19 protein-coding genes and 1 tRNA gene are annotated in these 19,679 nt (G+C 69.4%); 15 read left to right on the forward strand and 5 right to left on the reverse strand.

Annotation, left to right across the window (positions count from 1 at the left end; genetic code table 11):
* Nucleotides 1-23: 23 nt before the first annotated feature.
* Nucleotides 24-632, forward strand: a complete 609-nt coding sequence (locus AB0I12_RS16500) for a maleylpyruvate isomerase family mycothiol-dependent enzyme (RefSeq protein WP_359929919.1) — start codon at nt 24-26, stop codon at nt 630-632.
* Nucleotides 629-1,012 carry a VOC family protein gene (locus AB0I12_RS16505; RefSeq protein WP_355700109.1) on the forward strand — a complete coding sequence of 128 codons (384 nt, stop codon included), beginning with the start codon at nt 629-631 and terminating at the stop codon, nt 1,010-1,012. Before AB0I12_RS16500 ends, AB0I12_RS16505 begins: the two co-directional genes overlap by 4 nt.
* Here AB0I12_RS16505 and AB0I12_RS16510 read toward each other — a convergent pair.
* A complete protein-coding gene (locus AB0I12_RS16510; protein ID WP_359929921.1) occupies nt 1,009-2,508 on the reverse strand; it encodes a serine hydrolase domain-containing protein in 1,500 nt (499 codons plus the stop codon). The two genes, AB0I12_RS16505 and AB0I12_RS16510, sit on opposite strands and share 4 nt — an antisense overlap.
* A gap of 99 nt (nt 2,509-2,607) precedes the next feature.
* Between AB0I12_RS16510 and AB0I12_RS16515 the strand changes: the two genes are divergently transcribed.
* Nucleotides 2,608-3,141 carry a hypothetical protein gene (locus AB0I12_RS16515; protein ID WP_359929923.1) on the forward strand — a complete coding sequence of 178 codons (534 nt, stop codon included), beginning with the start codon at nt 2,608-2,610 and terminating at the stop codon, nt 3,139-3,141.
* Here AB0I12_RS16515 and AB0I12_RS16520 read toward each other — a convergent pair.
* From AB0I12_RS16520 to AB0I12_RS16530, 3 genes are read right to left on the reverse strand one after another with little or no spacing between them, the layout of a single operon-like run.
* Nucleotides 3,075-4,382 carry a cyclopropane-fatty-acyl-phospholipid synthase family protein gene (locus AB0I12_RS16520; RefSeq protein WP_359929925.1) on the reverse strand — a complete coding sequence of 436 codons (1,308 nt, stop codon included), beginning with the start codon at nt 4,380-4,382 and terminating at the stop codon, nt 3,075-3,077. The two genes, AB0I12_RS16515 and AB0I12_RS16520, sit on opposite strands and share 67 nt — an antisense overlap.
* A complete protein-coding gene (locus AB0I12_RS16525) occupies nt 4,379-5,113 on the reverse strand; it encodes a DUF1365 domain-containing protein (protein WP_359929927.1) in 735 nt (244 codons plus the stop codon). The genes AB0I12_RS16520 and AB0I12_RS16525 overlap by 4 nt, the downstream gene beginning before the upstream one ends.
* The gene (locus AB0I12_RS16530) at nt 5,110-6,357 is read right to left on the reverse strand and encodes an FAD-dependent oxidoreductase (protein WP_359929929.1); all 1,248 of its coding nucleotides are present in this window, start codon (nt 6,355-6,357) and stop codon (nt 5,110-5,112) included. Before AB0I12_RS16530 ends, AB0I12_RS16525 begins: the two co-directional genes overlap by 4 nt.
* A gap of 95 nt (nt 6,358-6,452) precedes the next feature.
* On the opposite strand from AB0I12_RS16530, the gene AB0I12_RS16535 reads away from it, so the two are divergent.
* The 5 genes from AB0I12_RS16535 (at nt 6,453) to AB0I12_RS16555 (ending at nt 12,010) form a co-directional block, all read left to right on the forward strand.
* Entirely contained in the window at nt 6,453-7,337 is an 885-nt protein-coding gene (locus tag AB0I12_RS16535; RefSeq protein ID WP_359929931.1) for a cobalamin B12-binding domain-containing protein, read from the forward strand.
* Nucleotides 7,334-8,806: an SDR family oxidoreductase gene (locus tag AB0I12_RS16540; RefSeq protein WP_359929933.1), complete on the forward strand. Its 1,473-nt coding sequence runs from the start codon at nt 7,334-7,336 to the stop codon at nt 8,804-8,806. Before AB0I12_RS16535 ends, AB0I12_RS16540 begins: the two co-directional genes overlap by 4 nt.
* Nucleotides 8,803-9,240, forward strand: a complete 438-nt coding sequence (locus AB0I12_RS16545) for an SRPBCC family protein (RefSeq protein WP_359929935.1) — start codon at nt 8,803-8,805, stop codon at nt 9,238-9,240. The genes AB0I12_RS16540 and AB0I12_RS16545 overlap by 4 nt, the downstream gene beginning before the upstream one ends.
* Nucleotides 9,237-10,166: an SDR family NAD(P)-dependent oxidoreductase gene (locus AB0I12_RS16550; protein ID WP_359929937.1), complete on the forward strand. Its 930-nt coding sequence runs from the start codon at nt 9,237-9,239 to the stop codon at nt 10,164-10,166. The genes AB0I12_RS16545 and AB0I12_RS16550 overlap by 4 nt, the downstream gene beginning before the upstream one ends.
* 107 nt (nt 10,167-10,273) lie before the next feature.
* The gene (locus AB0I12_RS16555) at nt 10,274-12,010 is read left to right on the forward strand and encodes a caspase family protein (RefSeq protein ID WP_359929939.1); all 1,737 of its coding nucleotides are present in this window, start codon (nt 10,274-10,276) and stop codon (nt 12,008-12,010) included.
* Between the two features lie 184 nt (nt 12,011-12,194).
* Here the strand turns inward: AB0I12_RS16555 and AB0I12_RS16560 are convergent.
* Nucleotides 12,195-12,266: transfer RNA gene (locus AB0I12_RS16560), tRNA-Arg, on the reverse strand.
* 190 nt (nt 12,267-12,456) lie between these two features.
* On the opposite strand from AB0I12_RS16560, the gene AB0I12_RS16565 reads away from it, so the two are divergent.
* The 7 genes from AB0I12_RS16565 (at nt 12,457) to thrB (ending at nt 19,677) form a co-directional block, all read left to right on the forward strand.
* Nucleotides 12,457-12,642, forward strand: coding sequence for a PspC domain-containing protein (locus AB0I12_RS16565; RefSeq protein ID WP_355485637.1), 186 nt, complete (start codon nt 12,457-12,459; stop codon nt 12,640-12,642).
* Nucleotides 12,643-12,688: 46 nt separating this feature from the next.
* Nucleotides 12,689-13,216, forward strand: coding sequence for a hypothetical protein (locus AB0I12_RS16570; RefSeq protein WP_359929941.1), 528 nt, complete (start codon nt 12,689-12,691; stop codon nt 13,214-13,216).
* A gap of 62 nt (nt 13,217-13,278) precedes the next feature.
* A complete protein-coding gene (gene argS, locus AB0I12_RS16575) occupies nt 13,279-14,937 on the forward strand; it encodes an arginine--tRNA ligase (RefSeq protein ID WP_359929943.1) in 1,659 nt (552 codons plus the stop codon).
* On the forward strand, nt 14,934-16,340 hold the full coding sequence (lysA, locus tag AB0I12_RS16580) for a diaminopimelate decarboxylase (protein ID WP_359929945.1): 1,407 nt from the start codon (nt 14,934-14,936) through the stop codon (nt 16,338-16,340). Before argS ends, lysA begins: the two co-directional genes overlap by 4 nt.
* Complete coding sequence (locus tag AB0I12_RS16585) at nt 16,337-17,632, forward strand: homoserine dehydrogenase (RefSeq protein WP_359929947.1); 1,296 nt, start codon at nt 16,337-16,339, stop codon at nt 17,630-17,632. Before lysA ends, AB0I12_RS16585 begins: the two co-directional genes overlap by 4 nt.
* A gap of 4 nt (nt 17,633-17,636) precedes the next feature.
* On the forward strand, nt 17,637-18,701 hold the full coding sequence (gene thrC / locus AB0I12_RS16590) for a threonine synthase (protein WP_355700091.1): 1,065 nt from the start codon (nt 17,637-17,639) through the stop codon (nt 18,699-18,701).
* 16 nt (nt 18,702-18,717) lie between these two features.
* On the forward strand, nt 18,718-19,677 hold the full coding sequence (gene thrB, locus AB0I12_RS16595) for a homoserine kinase (RefSeq protein WP_359929949.1): 960 nt from the start codon (nt 18,718-18,720) through the stop codon (nt 19,675-19,677).
* Nucleotides 19,678-19,679 lie beyond the last annotated feature (2 nt).

Below are 19,679 nucleotides of genomic sequence, written 5' to 3' on the forward strand. Positions count from 1 at the left end.
TGACGACGGATATCAGGGCTGCTGTGGCAGCTGAGCGGCGTGAGTTGGTCGGGGTGCTGGCCGGGTTGGGGGAGGAGGAGTGGGATCGGCCTACGTTGTGTGCGGGGTGGCGGGTGCGGGAGTTGGTTGCGCATATCACGATGCCGTTCCGGGTCTCGGGGCCGCGGTTCGTCGGCGGTTTGCTGCGGGCCGGTGGGAACTTCGATCGGTACGCCGACCGGCAGGCGCGGCGGGATGCGGTGGAGTTGACGTCGGGGGAGCTGGTCGAGTGCCTGCGGCGGAACATCGACCATCCGTGGAAGCCGCCGGGCGGTGGGTATGCGGGGGCGCTGGCGCACGACGTGACGCACGGTCTTGACGTGACTGTTGCGCTGGGCATCGATCGCCAGGTGCCGGCAGAGCGGATGCGGATCATCTTCGATGCGCTGAAGCCTCGTCAGGTCAAGTACTTCGGCGTCGACCTGGACGGCGTACAGCTGCAGGCCACCGACCTCGCGTGGACGTACGGCAGCGGCACGCCTCTCACGGGATCGGCCCAGGACCTCCTGCTGGTCCTCAGCGGCCGTAGCCTCCCACCGAACCACCTGTCCGGTCGCGACGCCGACCGTTTCACCGCTGGAGTGACCCGATGATCATCAGCCTGCCGATCGAGGACCGGCCGCGTTCGTACGCGTTCTACCAGGAGGCGCTCGGTCTGACGCCGGTCGGTGAGCCCGACGAGGACGGCATCCCCGAACCGCTGCAGTTCCAGCTGGCCGCGGACGTCACCATGATGCTGATCCCGACCGGCGGCTTCGGCTGGGTGCTCGGTGAACAACCCGCCGCGCCGCCGGGGCAGAGTGAGTGCATCCTCGGCCTGCGCGTCGACAGCGAGGAGGCCGTCGACGCGACCGCGGCCAAGGCGATCGCCGCCGGGGCGGTGCAGGTGACAGCCCCGACTCGCAAGCCGTGGGCCTACCTGACCACTTTCACCGACCCCGACGGTCACCTGTGGATGGTCAGTACTGACTAGAGCACGCGGCGGCCGAAGGCGGTCGCCTGACGGGTTCCGGCTGGGTGGAAGCGGAACAGGCGGCCGCCGTACCGCAACCACTCGACCTGTCCGTTGCTGCCGCGGACGAAGTTGGCGCGGACGTGGGTCGGCGTGCCGTCCGGGTTCAGCGCGAGGATGTAGTCCTTGCGGTAGAACGCGAACCGGAACAGGGTCTCGCCGCCCACACCCGCGACCAGCTCGCCGCTGTCGGGAGTGACGTCCAGCCCGAGCTCCTCCGGCTTGCCGTCGAGCCCGATCTGCTGTGAGACGTACGTGCCCGCGTACTCCGCCAGCCGACGCGGCGGCAGCTCCCGCGGTACGGCGGGGAGGTTGCTGACGCCGGCGAACTCCTGGAGCGCCCAGTCGTCCGCGAACAGGTCCGCCACCAGCAGCGGCCCGCTCTCCGAGTTGGTCAGCAGCGTGATCGCGAAGTCTCGCGCCGGAACGAACAGGAAGCCGGAGTGCTGCCCGTTCCAGTCTCCGCCGTGCTGCACAACCGTCGGGCCTTGAAGGGTCGGGCGCAGCATCCAGCTGACTCCAACGCCGTTCAGCTCGACGAACAGCGTGCCGCCCGGACCCGGGTGCGACTGCATCGCGAGCCTGCCGCGGTCGCTCAGCAGCTGGGGAAGATCCCGGTGCCCCAGGTGGTACCGCGCATACCGCAGCTGGTCCCGGGCGCTCGAGATCAGCCCGCCGATCGAGTGCAGCGCCCGCGGCATCGCGTCGAACGACGGCTCGACGACCGGCTTGCCGTCGACGATGTTGTGCGACGCGGCGACGCTGAAACCGTCGAGCTCGCTGCGGAAGAACCGGCTGTGCCCGAGCCCCAGCGGGTCGACGACGAGTTCGCGGGTGGCGACCTCGTACGGCTTCCCGGTCACCACCTCGATGATCCGCCCGGCCACGCCGATCGCGGCGTTGTTGTACGAGAACACCTTTCCGAGCGGCGTGAGCTGCGGGACCTTCGGCATCCCGCCGACGTACGTCGCGAGCGCGTCGTCGTCCTGACCGGTGTCCTCGAAGTAGTCGCCCTGCCAGCCGGCCGAGTGGTTCAGCAACTGCCGGACGGTGACGCGTGCCGCGACGGACGGGTCCTGGGTCGCGAAGTCCGGCAGGTACGCGCGGACCGGCCGGTCGAGAGCGATCCGGCCGCGTTCGACGAGACGCATGATCGCGGTCGCGGTGAACGTCTTGCTCGTCGAGCCGATCCGGAACACGGTGTCGCCGGACACCGCCTCGCCGGTGTCCACACTCGTGACACCGAATCCGCGGACGTACTCCCGGCCGCGGTACCAGACGCCGAGCCCGGCGCCGGGAATCGCGTACTTCGCCAGCCCGGCCTCGATCTTCTCGGCCAGCCGCCCGATCGCGGCCGGTTCGCGGAGACCGGTCGCTGCGGCGGGCCTGGTGGACAATGCGGCAACGGGCACGGCAGCGGCCGCGGACTTGAGCACGGTACGACGGGTGAGCGACACGTCAACGTCTCCTCGGGCGAGTGGGATTGCTTCCGATGCCGCTATTATTACCAGCGTTGGTATCAATGGATACCCTGAAAGAACCCTGATGGAGCGTCGATGGACGAGTCGCCGACCCCGGTGCTGGACGTGCTGCTGCACCCGATCCGCTGGCGGATCGTGCAGCGCGCGCTCGGCCGTGAGGTCACCACCACGGACCTCAAGCGCGACCTGCCCGACATCCCCACCACGACCCTCTACCGGCACGTGGCCGCGCTGATCGACGCCGGCTACCTGACCGTGGTCCGCGAGCGGAAGATCCGCGGTACGACGGAGCGCACGCTCAGCCTGGACCAGACCAAGGTCGGCAGGATGGACGAGCGCGAGGCGCGCGCCATGACCCCTGAGCAGCACCGGCAGGCGTTCCTGACGATGCTGACCCGCCTGGCCGCGGACTTCGACCGTGTCGTCGACAACGGTGACCTGAGTCCGCGGCTGCACCAACTGGGCTACTCACAGCTCGCCCTCTACCTCAGCCCGGACGACATGGAGACCTTCCGCGCCGGCTTCACCGAACTCGTCGAGCCCTACCTGGCCGAGGCGCCGGGCAAGGACCGCATCGTGCTCTCGATGTTCTCCTTGCCGGACAGCTGATCACGGGTCAGGCGCAGCTGACCGACGTCGAGGTAGCCGGAGGCGAAGCCGGCCTCGCAGTAGGCCAGGTAGTACTCCCAGGCTCGCCGGAAGGATTCGTCGAAGCCCTCTGTCCGGACGCTCTGCCAGTTGGCGACGAACCGCCGGCGCCACCGGCGGAGCGTCTCCGCGTAGTCCTGACCGAACCGGTAGTCGTCGTCGACGGCCAGCGTGGTGTGCCGCTCGACGGTCTCGTCGATCGCGGTCCGGGACGGGATCAGGCCGCCGGGGAAGATGTACTTCTGGATCCAGCCGTACGAGTGGCGGGTGGCGAGCATCCGGTCGTGCTCCATCAGAATCGCCTGCAGCGCGACCTTGCCGCCCGGTGCGAGCAGCTCGTCCACTGTGCGGAAGTAGTCGGGCCAGTACTCCTCGCCGACCGCTTCGATCATCTCCACGCTGACCACCGCGTCGTACGAACCGGTGACGGCGCGGTAGTCCTGGAGCCGGAGATCGACGCGGTCGGCCAGCCCGGCGTCGGCGACACGCTTCTCGGCCAGCTGCAGCTGCTCGGTCGACAGCGTGATGCCGGTGACGTACGCGCTCCGGCGGGCGGCGGCGATCGCCAGCGTGCCCCAGCCCGTCCCGATCTCCAGCACCCGGCTGCCGGGGCCGACGCCGGCGAGATCGAGGATCCGCTCGACCTTCCGGGTCTGCGCCGCTTCGAGATCCTGGTCGGACAGCGGTCCGTCGTGATCGAAGAGCGCGGAGCTGTACGTCATGCCCGGGTCCAGGAACGCCCCGAACAGCGCGTTGCTCAGGTCGTAGTGCGCGCTGATGTTGCTGCGGGCACCGGTCAGGGTGTTGCGCTGCCAGCGGGGTACGCGCCGGTCGACCAGCCGCCGGAAGCGGAGCAGCGCGGCCGGCACGAGGTGGGCGACGCGCTCCGCGAACGGCGTCAGCAGGTCGCCGAGGTCGGTGCCGTCGGCGGCGGCCCAGTCGCCGGCCATGTACGCCTCGCCGAGCCCGATCTTCGGGTTGTGCGCGAGCCGCTCGAACATCGACTCCGGGCGCACGATCCGCAGCACCGGAGCGTCCGGCCCGCCGCCGCCGCGGACCGTACCGTCCGGGTAGACCGCGCGGACCGCGATGCGGTCGAGCATCCGGTCGACGATCAGCCGGGCGACCCAGGCCCGGACGCAGAGCGGCCGGAACGCCGGGTGCCGCAGGCACAGGGGTTGCGCGACGGTCAGCGTGCTCATCGAAGTCCCTCCTGGAGTTCGTGTTTCGGGCGCTGCCTGACGGGCAGGCGGCGGGCCCACAGCCGGATGCCGTGCAGCCGGATGAGCGCGGACACACGGTGCGGCATCAGCGGCATCCGTACGGCGGTGGCGAGAATCGCCCGACGGGTAGCGGGTCGCGGTACGCCGTCGAAGCTGGCGCCGAAGACCGTGCGACCGCCGCGGGACAAGCTGACCTGGACGCGCACCCGGTCGCGGTCCAGCCGGAACTGCAGCTCGTAGTCGCCGGAGACGTCGTTGAACGGCGAGACGTAGAACTGCTTGGCGGTCTCGGCGGTGCCGTCCGCGTCCGGTGTGAGCAGGCAGACGTGCCGTTCGCCGTACGTGTTGTGGACCTCCGCCACGACGTACGGGCTGTCCACGCACCAGTACACGGTCAGCGGATCGAACACGTGGCCGAGCACGCGGGCGTTGGCCAGCATCAGCACGCGCCCGTCGTACTCGATGCCCTGGCTGTGAAGATACCGGCGCAGATCGGCCTTGATCGTGGGACCGCGGCCGCCGAGGTGGTCGCGCGCATCGAAGCGGGCCAGCGGGCGCAGGTACCAGGGCAGGCGTGGCACGTCGTCCAGGTCGACCAGCCACTGGTACACCCGGTACCGGAACGCGTGCCGGATCGGAATGGATCGCCCGTGCTTGACGGAGCCGATGACGATCGCCGGGATTGTGGGGTGCAACCCGACGACCGTCACCAGCGAACCCCGAAGGACCCGGCGGCCGCAACGCCGGCGCGGCAGCCGTCCTCGTGGAAACCCCAGCCGTGATACGCCCCTGCGAACGCGGTCCGGCCGGTGTTGAGAGTCGCCAGCAGAGGCTGGGCGGCGACTGCCTTCGGGGTGTAGAGGGGGTGCCGGTAGTCCATCCGGGCGATCACCCGCGCCGGATCGACCGCGTCGGCACCGTTCAGCGTGACCAGGTAGGTCTCGTCGGTCTCCAGACCTTGCAACTTGTTCATCCAGTACGTCGTCAGCGGCGTGCCCGGGCGAATGACGTGGTTCCACGAGGCGCGGGCGTTCTTCGTTGCCGGCAGCAATGACGTGTCGGTGTGCAGCACCGTCGCGTTGCGGCTGTACTCGAACGGTCCGAGCACCGCCTTCTCCTCGGGTGACGCGTCCGCGAGCAGGTCGAGGGCATGGTCCGCGTGGGTGGCCAGGACGACCCGGTCGAAGTCCATCGTGTCGCCGTCGGCAACGGTGATCGTCACGCCGTCGGGGTGTCGTTGCACGGAACGCACCGGGCGGCCGGCCCGGACCGTGCCGATCCGCTCGGCGACGGCGTCGACGTACTGCCGGGAACCGCCCGTGACGGTCAGCCACTGCGGCGAGCCGCCGACCGAGAGCATGCCGTGGTGGTCGAGGAACCGGAACAGGTAGCGGGCCGGGTAGGACAGGGCCGAGTTGCCTCCGCACGACCACACACACGACACGACAGGTACGGCGTACAGCCGGGTGAAGGCGGGGCTGAAACGCTCGGCCTGGAGGAACTCGCCGAGCGTCACGAGATCGTCGTCGCCGGTCCGGGCGATGTACCGCGCGGCACTGCGGTGGAAGCGGCGCACCTCGCGGAGCAGCCCGAGGAAGCGCGGGTCGGCGATCCGGCGGCGCTGGGCGAAGATCCCGCTCACGCCGCGGCCGCCGGCGAACTCGAGCCCGCCGGCCGGATCGCAGATGCTCATACTCATCTCGGTCGGCCGGGTCCGGACGCCGAGCTCGCCGAACAGCTTGCGCAGCAGCGGGTAGGTGCGGGTGTTGTGGACGATGAAGCCGGTGTCGATCGCGAGCCGCTGCCCGGCGGGGTCGGTCACGGCGTGCGTGTGCGCGTGCCCGCCGAGCCGTGACTCGGCCTCGAGCAGCGTGACGTCGTAGCGCCGGCCGAGCAGGTAGGCGGCCGTCAGGCCGGACACGCCGGCGCCGATCACAGCCACGGACTCGGTCATGGTCTGGCCTCCAAGGCTGTCTAAGGTCTGTCTAGAGATTAGGCCTATCGGGGAGTTCTTGTCAAAAGTCTGTCTAGAGTTTGTATAGTGTGCTCATGGAGACTTCGGTGCCGGGTGGTCTGCGGATCGGTGCGTTGAGCAAGCGCGCCGGTGTCAGCGAGCACGTTCTGCGTGCCTGGGAGACCCGCTACGGTCTGCTGTCGCCGACCCGTTCGCCCGGCGGCTTCCGGCTGTACTCCGACGCCGACGTACGCCGGGTCCAGCGGATGCGGGCGTACATCGCCGACGGGCTGTCCGCCGCCGAGGCGGCCCGCGCGGTGCTGGCCGAGCCCGACGGAGCAGCGGCCGTCCGGGATCCGTTGCTCGTCCGGGTGGCCGAGTCCGGCGGCGCGGCGAACCTGCGGTCCGCGCTGGACGAGCTGGACGAGCGGGCCGCGCAGGCCGTCCTGGACCAGCTGTTCGGTGCGCTGACCGTCGAGGCCGTCATCCGCGAGGTGCTGATTCCCTACCTGCACGATCTGGGCGACCGATGGCAACGCGGTGACGTGACCGTCGGGCAGGAACACTTCGCCAGCAACATCATCAGGTCACGGCTGGCCGCGTTGTCGACGGGCTGGGGCGCGGGTCACGGCCCGCGGGCACTCCTCGCTTGTCCGCCCGGTGAGCTGCACGACATCGCGCTGCTGTCGTTCGGTCTGATCCTGCGCCGCTCCGGCTGGCGGGTGGTCTTCCTCGGCGCCGACTCGCCGATGGCCGATGTCGAACGGACGGCCGCGGCGCTCGGGCCGGACTTGGTGATGCTGTCCGCATCGGACCACTCGCGCTTCGACGCAGTCCGTCCGCAACTCGTCGAGCTGTCGCAGGACCGATCGGTCGTCCTTGCCGGGGCGGGCGCTTCCAGTGAGCTGGCAGCCACGGTCGGAGCGCAGTACGTCGGCGCGGATCCGGTGACCGCTGCTGAGAGATTGGCCGAGCGATGACCCGGATCCTGGTGACCGGAGCCACCGGCTATATCGGCGGACGGTTGGTCCCCGAGCTGCTGGCGGCCGGGTACGACGTACGCGTCCTGGCGCGGCACCCGGAGCGGCTCGACACGCGCCCGTGGCGGTCCCGGATCGAGGTCGTGGCCGGCGACGCCTCCGACCCGGCCGTGCTGACCAGAGCGCTGGACTGCGTCGACGTCGCGTACTACCTGATCCACTCGATGGGCTCCGGCCAGCAGTTCGAGATGCGCGACCGGCGTACCGCACTCGCTTTCGGTACGGCCTGCCGCGAGTCCGGCGTCGCCCGGATCGTGTACCTCGGCGGGCTGCACCCGGACGACGAGGACCTGTCCCGGCACCTCGGCTCCCGCCGCGAGGTGGGGGAGATCCTGCTGGCCAGCGGCGTACCGACGACCGTGCTGCGCGCCGCGGTGATCATCGGCTCCGGCTCGGCGTCCTTCGAGATGCTGCGCTACCTGACCGAGCGGCTGCCGGTGATGGTCACGCCGCGCTGGCTGGACACTCGGATCCAGCCGATCGCGGTCCGCGACGTGCTGCGCTACCTGGTCGGGTCCGCGGAGATGCCGCCCGACGTGAACCGCGGCTTCGACATCGGCGGACCGGACGTGCTCACGTACCGCGCGATGATGCAGCGCTACGCGGCCGTGGCCGGCCTGCGTCCGCGGCGGATCGTGACGCTGCCGCTGCTGTCGCCCGGCCTGTCGAGCCACTGGGTCGGTCTGGTCACGCCGGTGCCGAGCGGCATCGCCCGGCCGCTGGTCGACAGCCTGGTGCACGAGGTGGTCTGCAAGGACCACGCCATCGATCGGTACGTCGCTCCCCGTCCCGGCGGCGGCATCGGCTTCGACCGGGCCGTCGAACTCGCGCTGAAGAAGGTGCACGACCTGGACGTGACCACGTCCTGGGCCTCCGCCTCGACACCGGGCGCCCCCAGCGACCCGCTGCCGAGCGACCCGGACTGGTCCGGCGGCTCGCTGTACGTCGACGAGCGCGACTGCACCGTCGATGCGCCGCCCGAGCGCCTCTGGAAGGTGATCGAGGGCATCGGCGGCCGCCGTGGCTGGTACTCGTGGCGGCTCGGCTGGTGGACCCGCGGTCTGCTCGACCGGGTCGTCGGCGGCCCCGGCCTGCGCCGCGGCCGGCTGCACCCCGACAGGCTGTCGGTGGGCGATCCACTCGACTGGTGGCGGGTGGAGAGCGTGGAGCCCGGCCGGCTGCTCCGGTTGCGTGCCGAGATGCGGCTGCCCGGCGAGGCCTGGCTCGAGTTGCGCGCCGGCACCGACGGGAACGGCCACACGCTGTTCCGCCAGCGCGCGTTGTTCCACCCCCGCGGTCTACCGGGGGAGCTGTACTGGGCGGCCATCCGACCGTTCCACGACGTTGTCTTCGGCGGCATGCAGCGCAACATCGCCCACGCCGCCGAACGAACGGAGGAGAACCGATGATCGTCATCGAACGCGAAGTCACGGTAGCGGCCGACACCGCACGGGTCTTCGGCTATCTCGCGGACTTCCGCACCACCCAGGAGTGGGATCCCGGCACGGTGCGGACCACGCTCGTCTCGGGTGACGGCGGGGTCGGTACGACGTACCACAACACCTCTCGCTTCAACGGCCGCGAGACCGAGCTCACGTACGTGGTCGAGGAGTGTGTCCGCCCCGACCGGATCGTTCTGCGCGGCGAGAACCGGACGATCGTTGCCCGCGACACCATGACGTTCAGCAGCGAGTCCCATCTGACCCGCGTCACCTACCGGGCCGAGTTCCGGCTCAAGGGCCTCGTCAGCCTCGCCGAACCCTTCCTGCGCAAGTCGTTCGACCGTCTGGGGGAGGAAGCCGAAGAAGGCCTCCGCAGCGCACTGGGCCGGCTGGCCGCATGAATGGCCTCCTGGACACACTCCTGGACCGCACGGTCATCCCTGGCTACACGCGTATCGGCTACGGCCTGCGCAGCCGCAGCTGGCCCACTGACGACCCGGCACCCGGCTCCCTGACCGGAAAGACCGCCGTGGTCACAGGAGCCCGCTCCGGCCTCGGCAAGGCAACCGCCGCAGGCCTTGCACGTCTGGGCGCCACGGTCCACCTGGTTGTCCGCGATGCATCGCGCGCCGCAGGCACGCTGGCCGAACTGCAGCGCGACATCCCCAACGCAACCTTCGTCGTCGACGAGTGCGACATCTCCGACCTGGACGCCGTACGCCACTACGCCACCGGCCTGACCGACCCCATCCACGCCCTGATCCACAACGCCGGCGTCATGCCACCCCGCCGTACCGAATCCCCCCAGGGCCACGAACTGACCTTCGCCACCCACGTCCTGGGACCGCTGCTACTGACGGAGTTGCTGCGCCCGAACTTGAAGGACGGCCGGGTCATCCTCGTGGCCTCCGGGGGCATGTACACGCAGAAACTCCCGGTCGACGATCCGGAGTACATCCACGGCACGTACCACGGCGCCACCGCCTACGCCCGCAGCAAACGCATCCAGGTTGCCCTCACCCCACTCCTGGCCGCTGATATGGCCCCCACCTTCGTCGCCACCATGCACCCCGGCTGGTCCGAGACCCCCGGCCTCACCGAGAGCCTCCCCGGCTTCAGCCGCCTCACCAAACCCTTCCTCAGAACCCCCGAAGAGGGCGTCGACACCACCCTCTGGCTGGCCGCCACCCAACCAACACCCCCCACCGGCAACTTCTGGCACGACCGCGAACCCCGCCCACCCCACTACTTCCGCCACACCCAAAGTTCCGAAGCGGACACGAACCGCCTCTGGACCCACTGCCGAACCGCCGCCGGCATCCTGTGAGTCGCCGGCGGAGGGGCCTCGTCAACAGGTCTCGCGTCCACAGCGCAGTCGTATTACTGTCGAATTGGGGCCGAAAGCGGTAGCGGTGGCATAGGCCAGGGGGATTGATGCCGGCGAAGGTTGCGTTACTCGTCGCGGTCGGTCAATTCGACGATCCTGGCTTGACCCAGCTACGGGCCCCTGCGACGGATGCCGCTGCGCTAGCAGGACTGCTGGGGGATCCGGACGTGGGCGGCTACGAGGTCACGGTGCTTCAAGACCCGACAATCGATCGACTCAATCGAGCGCTCGAAGCCTTCTATCGTGATCGGCGCCGCGACGATGTCCTCCTCGTGTATTTCTCCTGCCATGGAGTCAAGGACGAAGGAGGGAATCTCTACCTTTCGGCGAAAGACACCCGCCTGGACCTGCTTCGGTCCACGGCCCTTGCTGCGACGTGGCTGCACTCACTGATCGACGACAGCCTATCCAGATCCAAGCTCCTCCTCCTTGATTGTTGCTTCAGCGGTGCGTTCTCACGAGGGAAGCTGCAACGCTCTCCGGCGCTGTCGACGGTCGATGTGAAAGAACGGTTCCAGGGCACTGGAACGGTCGTTCTCACCGCGTCCAACGAGACCGAATATGCGTTCGAGGACGCCGAAGTGCGAGCTGCCCGGCCGACCAGTTCCTACTTTACCCGTGCTCTCATCGAGGGATTGGAAACCGGCGCCGCAGACGAGAATCGGGACGGCTGGGTCTCGATCGATGAGCTGTACAATTTTGTGTTCGACAAGGTTCGTGAGCGGAATCCGAACCAACATCCCACCGGCGACATAAACGTTCAAGGAACGCTACGGATCGCGAAGGTGCCGTCGCTTGCGGGCCGTAAGACCTCCGAACTCAATCTGTCCCGGGTCACGGAATATCAGCAACTGGTTCTTCATGCGTCCGACGAGGTGTATTCCCTGGCGTTCTCGCATGACTCGCAGACGCTGGCTGCCGGGAGTAAGGACGTGGCGCTCCTGTGGCGTCTGGATGCGGACGGTCGGCCGGCTGAGCCGATCCACCTCGAACACGATTCCACGTTTCTTTACGCGATCACGTTCGGCGCGGAGCCCTATGAACTCCTGACGGCAGGTGAAGACACGGTCGTGCGCGTATGGAACTGGCAGGACGGGAGCCTGATCCAGTCGCTCGAGCACCACTCGGACGCGGTTTACTCGATCGCCCTGTCACCTGAGGGCACGTACGTCGCCACCGGCGGGTACGACAAGCAGGTCGCGCTGTGGGACCCAGCCTCGTGGGGGTACATCGACAGTCGAGGTTTCGAAGCCAGAGTCAGCTCTATCGCGTTCTCGGCGGACGGCAAACTGCTCGCGATCGGAACTCACGACGACGCCATAGTGATATGGAATCTCGAGTCCAACGAGGTACGACCGTTGGGAACCCACGACAGTTCCGTCGAGGCCGTGGCGTTCTCGCATCGCGGACATTTATTGGCAAGTGCAGGCTTGGACAAGCGTGTATGTCTCTGGGATTGCGACAACTTTTCAAGGCTGTGGCGACTGCCGGGCCATGAGTATCTCGTCAAGTCGGTCACGTTTGCTGCTGACGACAAGGTCGTGGCAAGCGCAAGTTGGGACAAGACAGTCCGACTGTGGGACGTCGCACGACCCCGCCTGCCGAGGGTCATCAGTGAGGAGTCGGCCAAGCGAGCAGGGCGCGTGTGGCATGAAGACTGGATCTGGGCCGTGGCTGTGTCGAACGACGGGCGGATCCTTGCTACGGGTGGATCCGATCAGCGCGTGATCCTCTGGTCCAACGTGTTTCCACAACCTGCCCCCGGAGGGCTCGAACGGGCTTGAGCTGGTCCGGCCGCGCATTCCTGACACGTGCTCGCCAGCTGGAGCACTCTCGATCGCCCACAGTAACCACAACAAAGGAGCCTGGTCGAGCCCTGCTGGGCGGGGCCCGGGTTGCGGCCTCTGGAAGGCACGAAGGGCGATCTACGTCGACGGTTTCGTCGACACAGATCGCCCAGATCGTCCGCGCCCCCGGCAGGATTCGAACCTGCGCACCCGCCTCCGGAGGGCGGTGCTCTATCCCCTGAGCTACGGGGGCTCAGGAACGTGCAGAACAGTAGCAGGAACTTCACCGAAACCCCGAATTGGGCCGGCGACACGCACCCCTGCCGATCGTCGTACGGGGGAGCCCTGAGCTGACCCTGGAACCCCCGCCGCGGGGGATCAGTTCCGTCGTGGGCGGCGTCATAGTGGAGGTAAGCCCAACAGCGGAAAGGACATCGGTAATCATGGCTAGCTCTCTGGTTCGCCCGTCGCGTGATCGCTGGATCGGCGGTGTCTGCGCCGGACTGGCTCGCCGGTTCGGGATCTCCGCGAACACCATGCGGCTGATCTTCGTGATCAGCTGCCTGCTGCCCGGCCCGCAGTTCCTGATCTACATCGTGCTGTGGATCCTGATGCCGTCGGAGGACTGACCCCCGGCGGCCGGCCGTCGGGGCGCACCTGGCAACCTGACTCTTCATGAGAGCAGGCAGGTGGCGCCCGGCGGCCGGGACGGCTGCGGTGCTGCTCGTCGGCGGGCTGCTCGCGGGCTGCCAGGTCGGCCCGGCCGCGCCGGCGGCCGCGGAGCTCCGGACCGGCGCGCCGCCCTGGGACGCGCCCCGGGACGCGATCTCGTACATCGACAAGGCCGGCTTCGAACGGCTCCCGCTCGACTTCTCCGGGCCGTCGCCGTACTCGCTGACCATCGCGGTCACGCTCGACGGCAAGCCGGTTCAGGTCCCGGAGGGTCTCGGCGTCGACAAGCTCCGCGCCGAGCAGGCCGCCGTCCACACCCACACCACCGACGGCCAGGTCTGGGTCGAGGCCAAGACCGCCGCCGAGAAACCGACGCTGGCTCAGTTCTTCACCCTCTGGGGTGTGCGGTACGACGCGAAATGCCTCGCGGACGCCTGCCAGGACCTGAAGGTCACCGTCGACGGCAAGCCGGCGCCCTGGGACACCCCGCTGGTCCGCAACAGTCACGTCACGGTGAGTGCGCGGAGCTGAGCGCGTACCGGGCTGTGGATGGTGAGTCAAGGGTTTCGGGTGCAGCCCATTAGGCTGATCCGGTGACTCCGGAACAGCTCGCTGAGAAGATCCTGCAGGCCCTGGCCGCGCTCGCCGCCGACGGCACCATCACCGTCGAGGGCGGGCTGCCGCGCGAGCTGAAGGTCGAGCGACCCAAGAACCCCGAGCACGGGGACTACGCGACCAACGTCGCCATGCAGCTCGGCAAGCGCGCCGGGCTGAATCCGCGCCAGTTCGCCGAGCTGCTGGCCGTGAAGCTCCGCGACGACGAGGCGATCACCGCGGTCGAGATCGCCGGCCCGGGCTTCATCAACCTCCGGGTCGCCGCCGATGCCCAGGGCAAGGTCGCTCAGGCCATCCTGGAGGCCGGCGAGAAGTACGGCACCAGCGACAGCCTGCAGGGCCGGACGATCAACCTCGAGTTCATCTCCGCGAACCCGACCGGCCCGCTGCACCTCGGTCACACCCGCTGGGCGGCCGTCGGCGACGCGCTCGCCCGGGTGCTGGCCGCGGCGGGCGCGAGCGTCAGCCGCGAGTTCTACATCAACGACCGCGGCAACCAGATGGACAAGTTCGGCGCCAGCCTGCAGGCCGCGGCGCACGGGCAGCCGATCCCGGAGGACGGGTACCACGGCGAGTACATCCTCGACCTGGCCAAGCGGATCGTCGACGAGGTGCCGGGGATCACCGAGCTGCCCGAGGACGAGCAGCTGGTCGCGTTCCGCGAGGCGGGCTACGAGCGTCAGCTCAAGGAGCAGCAGGACCAGCTCGAGCACTTCCGGACCAAGTTCGACGTCTGGTTCTCCGAGCGCAGCCTGCACGAGCAGGACGGCGTACCGCACGCGATCCAGAAGCTCCGCGACCAGGGCCATCTGTACGAGGCGGACGACGCGCTCTGGATGCGGACCACGGACTTCACCGACGACAAGGACCGCGTGCTGATCCGGTCGAACGGCGAGCCGACGTACTTCGCCTCCGACGCGGCGTACTACGTGAACAAGCGCGAGCGCGGTTTCGAGACCTGCATCTACCTGCTCGGCGCCGACCACCACGGCTACGTGAACCGGCTGAAGGCGATCGCGGCCTGCGCCGGCGACGACCCCGAGCACAACATCGAGATCCTGATCGGCCAGTTGGTGAAGATCCTCAAGGGCGGCGAGGAGATGCGGCTGTCCAAGCGGGCCGGCACCATCGTCACGCTCGCCGAGCTGGTCGGGGAGGGCGGCGTCGACGCGCTCCGCTACACCCTCTGCCGCTACCCGGCCGACTCCCCGCTGACCCTGGACATCGAGGAGATGACCCGGCAGGCCAGCGAGAACCCGGTGTACTACGTGCAGTACGCGCACGCCCGGCTCGCCTCGATCCTGCGCAACGCCGACGAGCTCGGGATCAAGCTGGACGAGTTCGACCCGGGCCTGCTCAGCCACGAGCGCGAGGGCGACCTGTTGCGCGCGCTGGCCGAGTTCCCGCGGGTCGTCGCCACCGCCGCGGAGCTGCGCGAGCCGCACCGCATCGCGCGGTACCTCGAGGACACCGCGTCCGCGTTCCACAAGTTCTACGACAGCTGCCGCGTGCTGCCGCGCGGCGACGAGGAGGTGGAGCCGGTGCACAAGGCTCGCCTGACCCTGGTGTCCGCGACCCGGACCGTTCTCGCCAACGGGCTCGACCTGCTCGGCGTCTCCGCACCGGAGCGGATGTGAGGGCGCACGAGGCGGGCGCGCTGCACGCCGACATCGGTCACCGCGGCCCGTCCTGGCTGCGTGCGCCCCGCGACGTCAACGACCTGGTCCCGCAGCTGTGGTCGTCCACCGCGAAGAAGACCGGCGAGAGCTCGCTGGTCGTCGGCGGGGTCGACGTGCGCGACCTGGTCGCCGAGCAGGGCAGCCCGGCGTACGTGCTGGACGAGGACGATTTCCGCGCCCGGGCGCGCGCCTTCAAGCACGCTTTCAAGGACTTCGACGTCTACTACGCAGGCAAGGCCTTCCTGTGTACGACGGTCGTCCGCTGGGTGATGGAAGAGGGCCTGAACCTCGACATCTGCAGCGGGGGCGAGCTGGCCGTCGCGCTCCGGGCGGGCGCCGACCCGAAGCGGCTCGGGTTCCACGGCAACAACAAGTCCGAGTCCGAGCTGGCCCGCGCGCTGGACGCCGGCATCGGCCGGATCATCGTCGACTCGCAGTACGAGATCTCCCGGCTGATCGCGCTCGCCGGCGAGCGCGGCGTGATCGCCCCGGTGATGATCCGGGTCACCGCCGGGGTCGAGGCGCACACCCACGAGTACATCGCGACCGCGCACGAGGACCAGAAGTTCGGCTTCTCGATCACCTCCGGCGCGGCGTACGAAGCCGTTGCCCGGGTCAACGAAGCGCCGGAGCTGGAGCTGCTCGGCCTGCACTCGCACATCGGCTCGCAGATCTTCGACTCGTCCGGTTTCGAGGTCGCCGCGAAGCGCGTGATCGCCTTGCACGCAAGGGTTTCCGACGAGCTCGGCGTCGACATGCCCGAGCTCGACCTGGGCGGCGGCTTCGGGATCGCGTACACCACGCAGGACGACCCGTCGGACCCGGCGCAGCTGGCCACCGAGATGGGCAAGATCGTCGAGCACGAGTGCCGGGCGTTCGGCGTCGACGTGCCGAAGGTGTCGATCGAGCCCGGCCGCGCGATCGTGGGCCCGGCGATGTGCACGGTCTACTCGGTCGGCACCGTCAAGGAGGTCGAGCTGGACGCCGGCGCCTCCCGGACGTACGTGTCGGTCGACGGCGGGATCAGCGACAACATCCGCGCCGCGCTGTACGACGCCGACTACTCCTGCACGCTCGCCAACCGGTACTCCGACGCCGGGCCGACGCTCGCGCGCGTGGTCGGCAAGCACTGCGAGGCCGGTGACATCGTCGTGAAGGCCGAGTTCCTGCCCGCGGACGTGCGGCCCGGCGACCTGGTCGCCGTCCCGGGGACCGGTGCCTACTGCCGCTCGATGGCGAGCAACTACAACCACGTGCCGCGGCCACCGGTGATCGCGGTCAAGGACGGCCACATGCGCGTCGTCGTACGCCGTGAGACCGAAGACGACCTGCTCGGACTCGACATGGGGGCCGCCGAATGAACGACGCAAAACCTCTCAAGGTAGGCCTGCTCGGTTGCGGAGTGGTCGGCACCGAGGTGGTGCGGATCCTGACCGAGCAGGCGGACCATCTGGCGGCCCGCGTCGGCGCCCGGCTGGAGATCGCCGGTATCGCCGTCCGCCGGCCCGGCCGCGTGCGCGACATCGCGGTCGACCCGGCCCTGATCACCACCGACGCGCAGGCCCTGGTGTCGCGCGGCGACCTCGACCTGGTGATCGAGGTGATCGGCGGCCTGGAGCCCGCCCGCAGCCTGATCCTGACCGCGCTCGAGCAGGGCGCCTCGGTCGTCACGGCGAACAAGGCCCTGCTCGCCGAGGACGGCCCGACGCTGTTCGCGGCCGCGGAGAAGTACCAGCGCGACCTGTACTTCGAGGCTGCGGTGGCCGGCGCGATCCCGATCCTGCGGCCGCTGCGCGAGTCGCTCGCCGGTGACGACGTGGTCCGGGTGATGGGCATCGTCAACGGCACCACGAACTACATCCTCGACAAGATGGACAGCACCGGCGCCGGTTTCGACGAGGCGCTCGAGGAGGCCCAGGCGCTGGGGTATGCCGAGGCCGACCCGACCGCGGACATCGAGGGCTTCGACGCCGCCGCGAAGGCCGCGCTGCTGGCCAGCCTGGCGTTCCACACCCGGGTCTCGATCGCCGACGTGCACCGCGAGGGCATCACCGAGGTGACCGCGACCGACATCGCGTCGGCCCGGGAGATGGGCTGCGTGGTGAAGTCGCTGGCGATCTGCGAGCTGGACGAGGTGAGCGACTCGGTCAGCGCCCGGGTGTATCCGGCGATGATCCCGGCCACCCACCCGCTGGCGAACGTCCGGGACGCGTACAACGCCGTTTTCGTGGAATCGAAAGCGGCCGGCCAGCTGATGTTCTATGGTCGTGGTGCCGGCGGCGCCCCGACGGCCAGTGCAGTCCTCGGGGATCTGGTGTCCGCCGCGCGCAACCGGCTCAAGGGCGTGCCGGGAGTCGGCGAGTCGTCGTACACCCAGCGGTCCGTGCGGCCGATGGGCGACGCGACGACCCGCTACCACGTGTCGCTGGACGTGGCCGACAAGGCCGGTGTGCTGGCGGCGGTGGCCCACGCGTTCTCCGAGCACGACGTGTCGATCCAGACCGTCCGCCAGGAGGGCCGGGGCAGCGACGCGCAACTGGTGGTGGTCACCCACACCGCGACCGACGCCGCGTTGTCCGCGACCGTGGATTCCTTGCGGGACATGGACATCGTCCGTGAAGTCAGCAGTGTGATGCGGGTGGAAGGCGAGTAATTCAATGGTGCACCAGTGGCGTGGCGTGATCGAGGAGTACAGAGACCGGCTTCCCGTGTCGGCGGACACGCCGGTGGTCACGCTCGGCGAGGGCGGGACGCCGCTGGTGGCCGCGCAGTGGCTGAGCGAGCAGAGCGGCTGCGAGGTCTGGCTCAAGGTCGAGGGCAACAACCCGACCGGCTCGTTCAAGGACCGCGGCATGACGGTGGCGATCTCGCTGGCCGCGCAGGCCGGTGACAAAGCCGTCGTCTGCGCCTCCACCGGCAACACCTCGGCGTCGGCCGCGGCGTACGCCGTCCGCGCCGGGATGCTGCCGCTGGTGGTGATCCCGGCGGGCCGGATCGCGAAGGGCAAGCTGGCCCAGGCGGTCGTGCACGGCGCGAAGCTGGTGCAGATCGACGGCGGGTTCGACGACTGCCTGCGGATCGTCCGCGAGCTCGGGAAGAACTACCCGGTCGCGCTGGTGAACTCGGTGAACCCGGTGCGCCTGGAAGGGCAGAAGACCGCGTCCTTCGAGGTCTGCGACGCGCTCGGCGACGCGCCGGACCTGCACCTGCTCCCGGTGGGGAACGCGGGCAACATCGCGGCCTACTGGAAGGGATACCAGGAGTACGCCGAGGACAAGCTCGCCACCCGGACCCCGAAGATGTGGGGCTTCCAGGCCGAAGGGGCGGCGCCGATCGTGCGCGGCTCGATCGTCGAGAAGCCGGAGACCGCCGCGACGGCGATCAGGGTCGGCAACCCGGCGTCCTGGACGCTGGCCGAGGCCGCGCGGGACGAGTCCGGCGGGCGGATCGAGCTGGTCACCGACGAGCAGATCCTGACCGCGCAGCGTGAGCTCGCCGCCCGCGAAGGCGTGTTCGTCGAGCCCGCGTCGGCCGCCGGGGTCGCCGGTCTGCTGCACGCGAAGGCGCAGGGGTGGCTACCGGGCGGTTCGACCGTGGTGATCACGGTCACCGGCCACGGCCTGAAGGACATCGACACGGCTCTGGGGCACGTCAGCTTCGAGGAGCCGCCGGTGACGCCGGCCGACACCGACGCCGTCGCCCGCATCGCCGGTCTCGCCTGAGATGGGTGGGGTCGACATGGGCGCCGAGCCGGATCGCAAACAGGACGCCGGCCACCGGCGGCCGTGCGACCAGGTGCGGGTCCGGGTGCCCGCGACGAGCGCGAACCTGGGGCCTGGCTTCGACGCCTTCGGTCTCGCGCTGACGCTGTACGACGACCTGGTCGTCACGCCGTGCGGATCCGGGGTGACCGTGCAGGTGACCGGCTGCGGCGAAGGCGAAGTACCGCTCGACGAGACGCAGCTCGTGGTCCGGTCGATCCGGGCGGGGCTCGAGGCCTTGGGCGCGCCGGTGCCCGGATTCACGCTGCGCTGCGAGAACCGGATCCCGCACGGGCGCGGGCTGGGGTCGTCGTCCGCCGCGATCGTCGGCGGCCTCGCGGCAGCGTTCGCGCTGGCCGGCGAGCCGCTGGACCGCGAGCGCCTCGTCGTGCTCGCGAACGAGATCGAAGGCCACCCCGACAACGTGGCGGCGGCGGCCCTCGGGGGCTTCACGATCGCTTGGACAGAAGGCGGAACGGGCCGCGCGGTCCGGCTGGAACCGGCCGACGGATTGGCCGCGATCGCTTACGTACCTGACAATCGCGTGCTGACCAAACAGGCGCGCGGACTGCTGCCGGGCGTTGTTTCCCACATCGACGCCGCGGCCAACGCGGGCAAGGCCGCGCTGCTCGTCGCGGCCGTGACCGGCAGGCCGGAGTTGCTGCTGACCGCGACCGAGGACCGGCTGCACCAGGAGTACCGCGAACCGGCCATGCCGGAGAGCCTCGCGCTGGTCCACAAACTGCGCGGCAGCGGGCTCGCCGCGATCGTCAGCGGGGCCGGTCCGACAGTCGCCGTACTCGGCGGTCACGACGGCAAAAGCGCAGGTCAGAACCAGTTTTTCCGCAGTACGCCGGAGCCGCCGGACGGCTGGGTGAAGTACGAGCTGGAGATCGATCCAGTCGGCGTACAGGTCTGGTCGATGGAGGCCGGCTGACG

The organism is Kribbella sp. NPDC050459, assembly GCF_040655315.1.
GTDB lineage: Bacteria > Actinomycetota > Actinomycetes > Propionibacteriales > Kribbellaceae > Kribbella.

Coding starts and splice junctions, on each gene's coding strand:
- AB0I12_RS16550 (WP_359929937.1), top strand. CDS start 9,237: ATGAATGGCCTCCTGGACACACTCCTGGACCGCACGGTCATCCCTGGC.
- AB0I12_RS16545 (WP_359929935.1), top strand. CDS start 8,803: ATGATCGTCATCGAACGCGAAGTCACGGTAGCGGCCGACACCGCACGG.
- thrC (WP_355700091.1), top strand. CDS start 17,637: ATGGTGCACCAGTGGCGTGGCGTGATCGAGGAGTACAGAGACCGGCTT.
- AB0I12_RS16565 (WP_355485637.1), top strand. CDS start 12,457: ATGGCTAGCTCTCTGGTTCGCCCGTCGCGTGATCGCTGGATCGGCGGT.
- AB0I12_RS16570 (WP_359929941.1), top strand. CDS start 12,689: ATGAGAGCAGGCAGGTGGCGCCCGGCGGCCGGGACGGCTGCGGTGCTG.
- AB0I12_RS16585 (WP_359929947.1), top strand. CDS start 16,337: ATGAACGACGCAAAACCTCTCAAGGTAGGCCTGCTCGGTTGCGGAGTG.
- thrB (WP_359929949.1), top strand. CDS start 18,718: ATGGGCGCCGAGCCGGATCGCAAACAGGACGCCGGCCACCGGCGGCCG.
- AB0I12_RS16515 (WP_359929923.1), top strand. CDS start 2,608: ATGGACGAGTCGCCGACCCCGGTGCTGGACGTGCTGCTGCACCCGATC.
- AB0I12_RS16540 (WP_359929933.1), top strand. CDS start 7,334: ATGACCCGGATCCTGGTGACCGGAGCCACCGGCTATATCGGCGGACGG.
- AB0I12_RS16520 (WP_359929925.1), bottom strand. CDS start 4,382: ATGAGCACGCTGACCGTCGCGCAACCCCTGTGCCTGCGGCACCCGGCG.
- AB0I12_RS16555 (WP_359929939.1), top strand. CDS start 10,274: ATGCCGGCGAAGGTTGCGTTACTCGTCGCGGTCGGTCAATTCGACGAT.
- AB0I12_RS16535 (WP_359929931.1), top strand. CDS start 6,453: ATGGAGACTTCGGTGCCGGGTGGTCTGCGGATCGGTGCGTTGAGCAAG.
- AB0I12_RS16530 (WP_359929929.1), bottom strand. CDS start 6,357: ATGACCGAGTCCGTGGCTGTGATCGGCGCCGGCGTGTCCGGCCTGACG.
- AB0I12_RS16505 (WP_355700109.1), top strand. CDS start 629: ATGATCATCAGCCTGCCGATCGAGGACCGGCCGCGTTCGTACGCGTTC.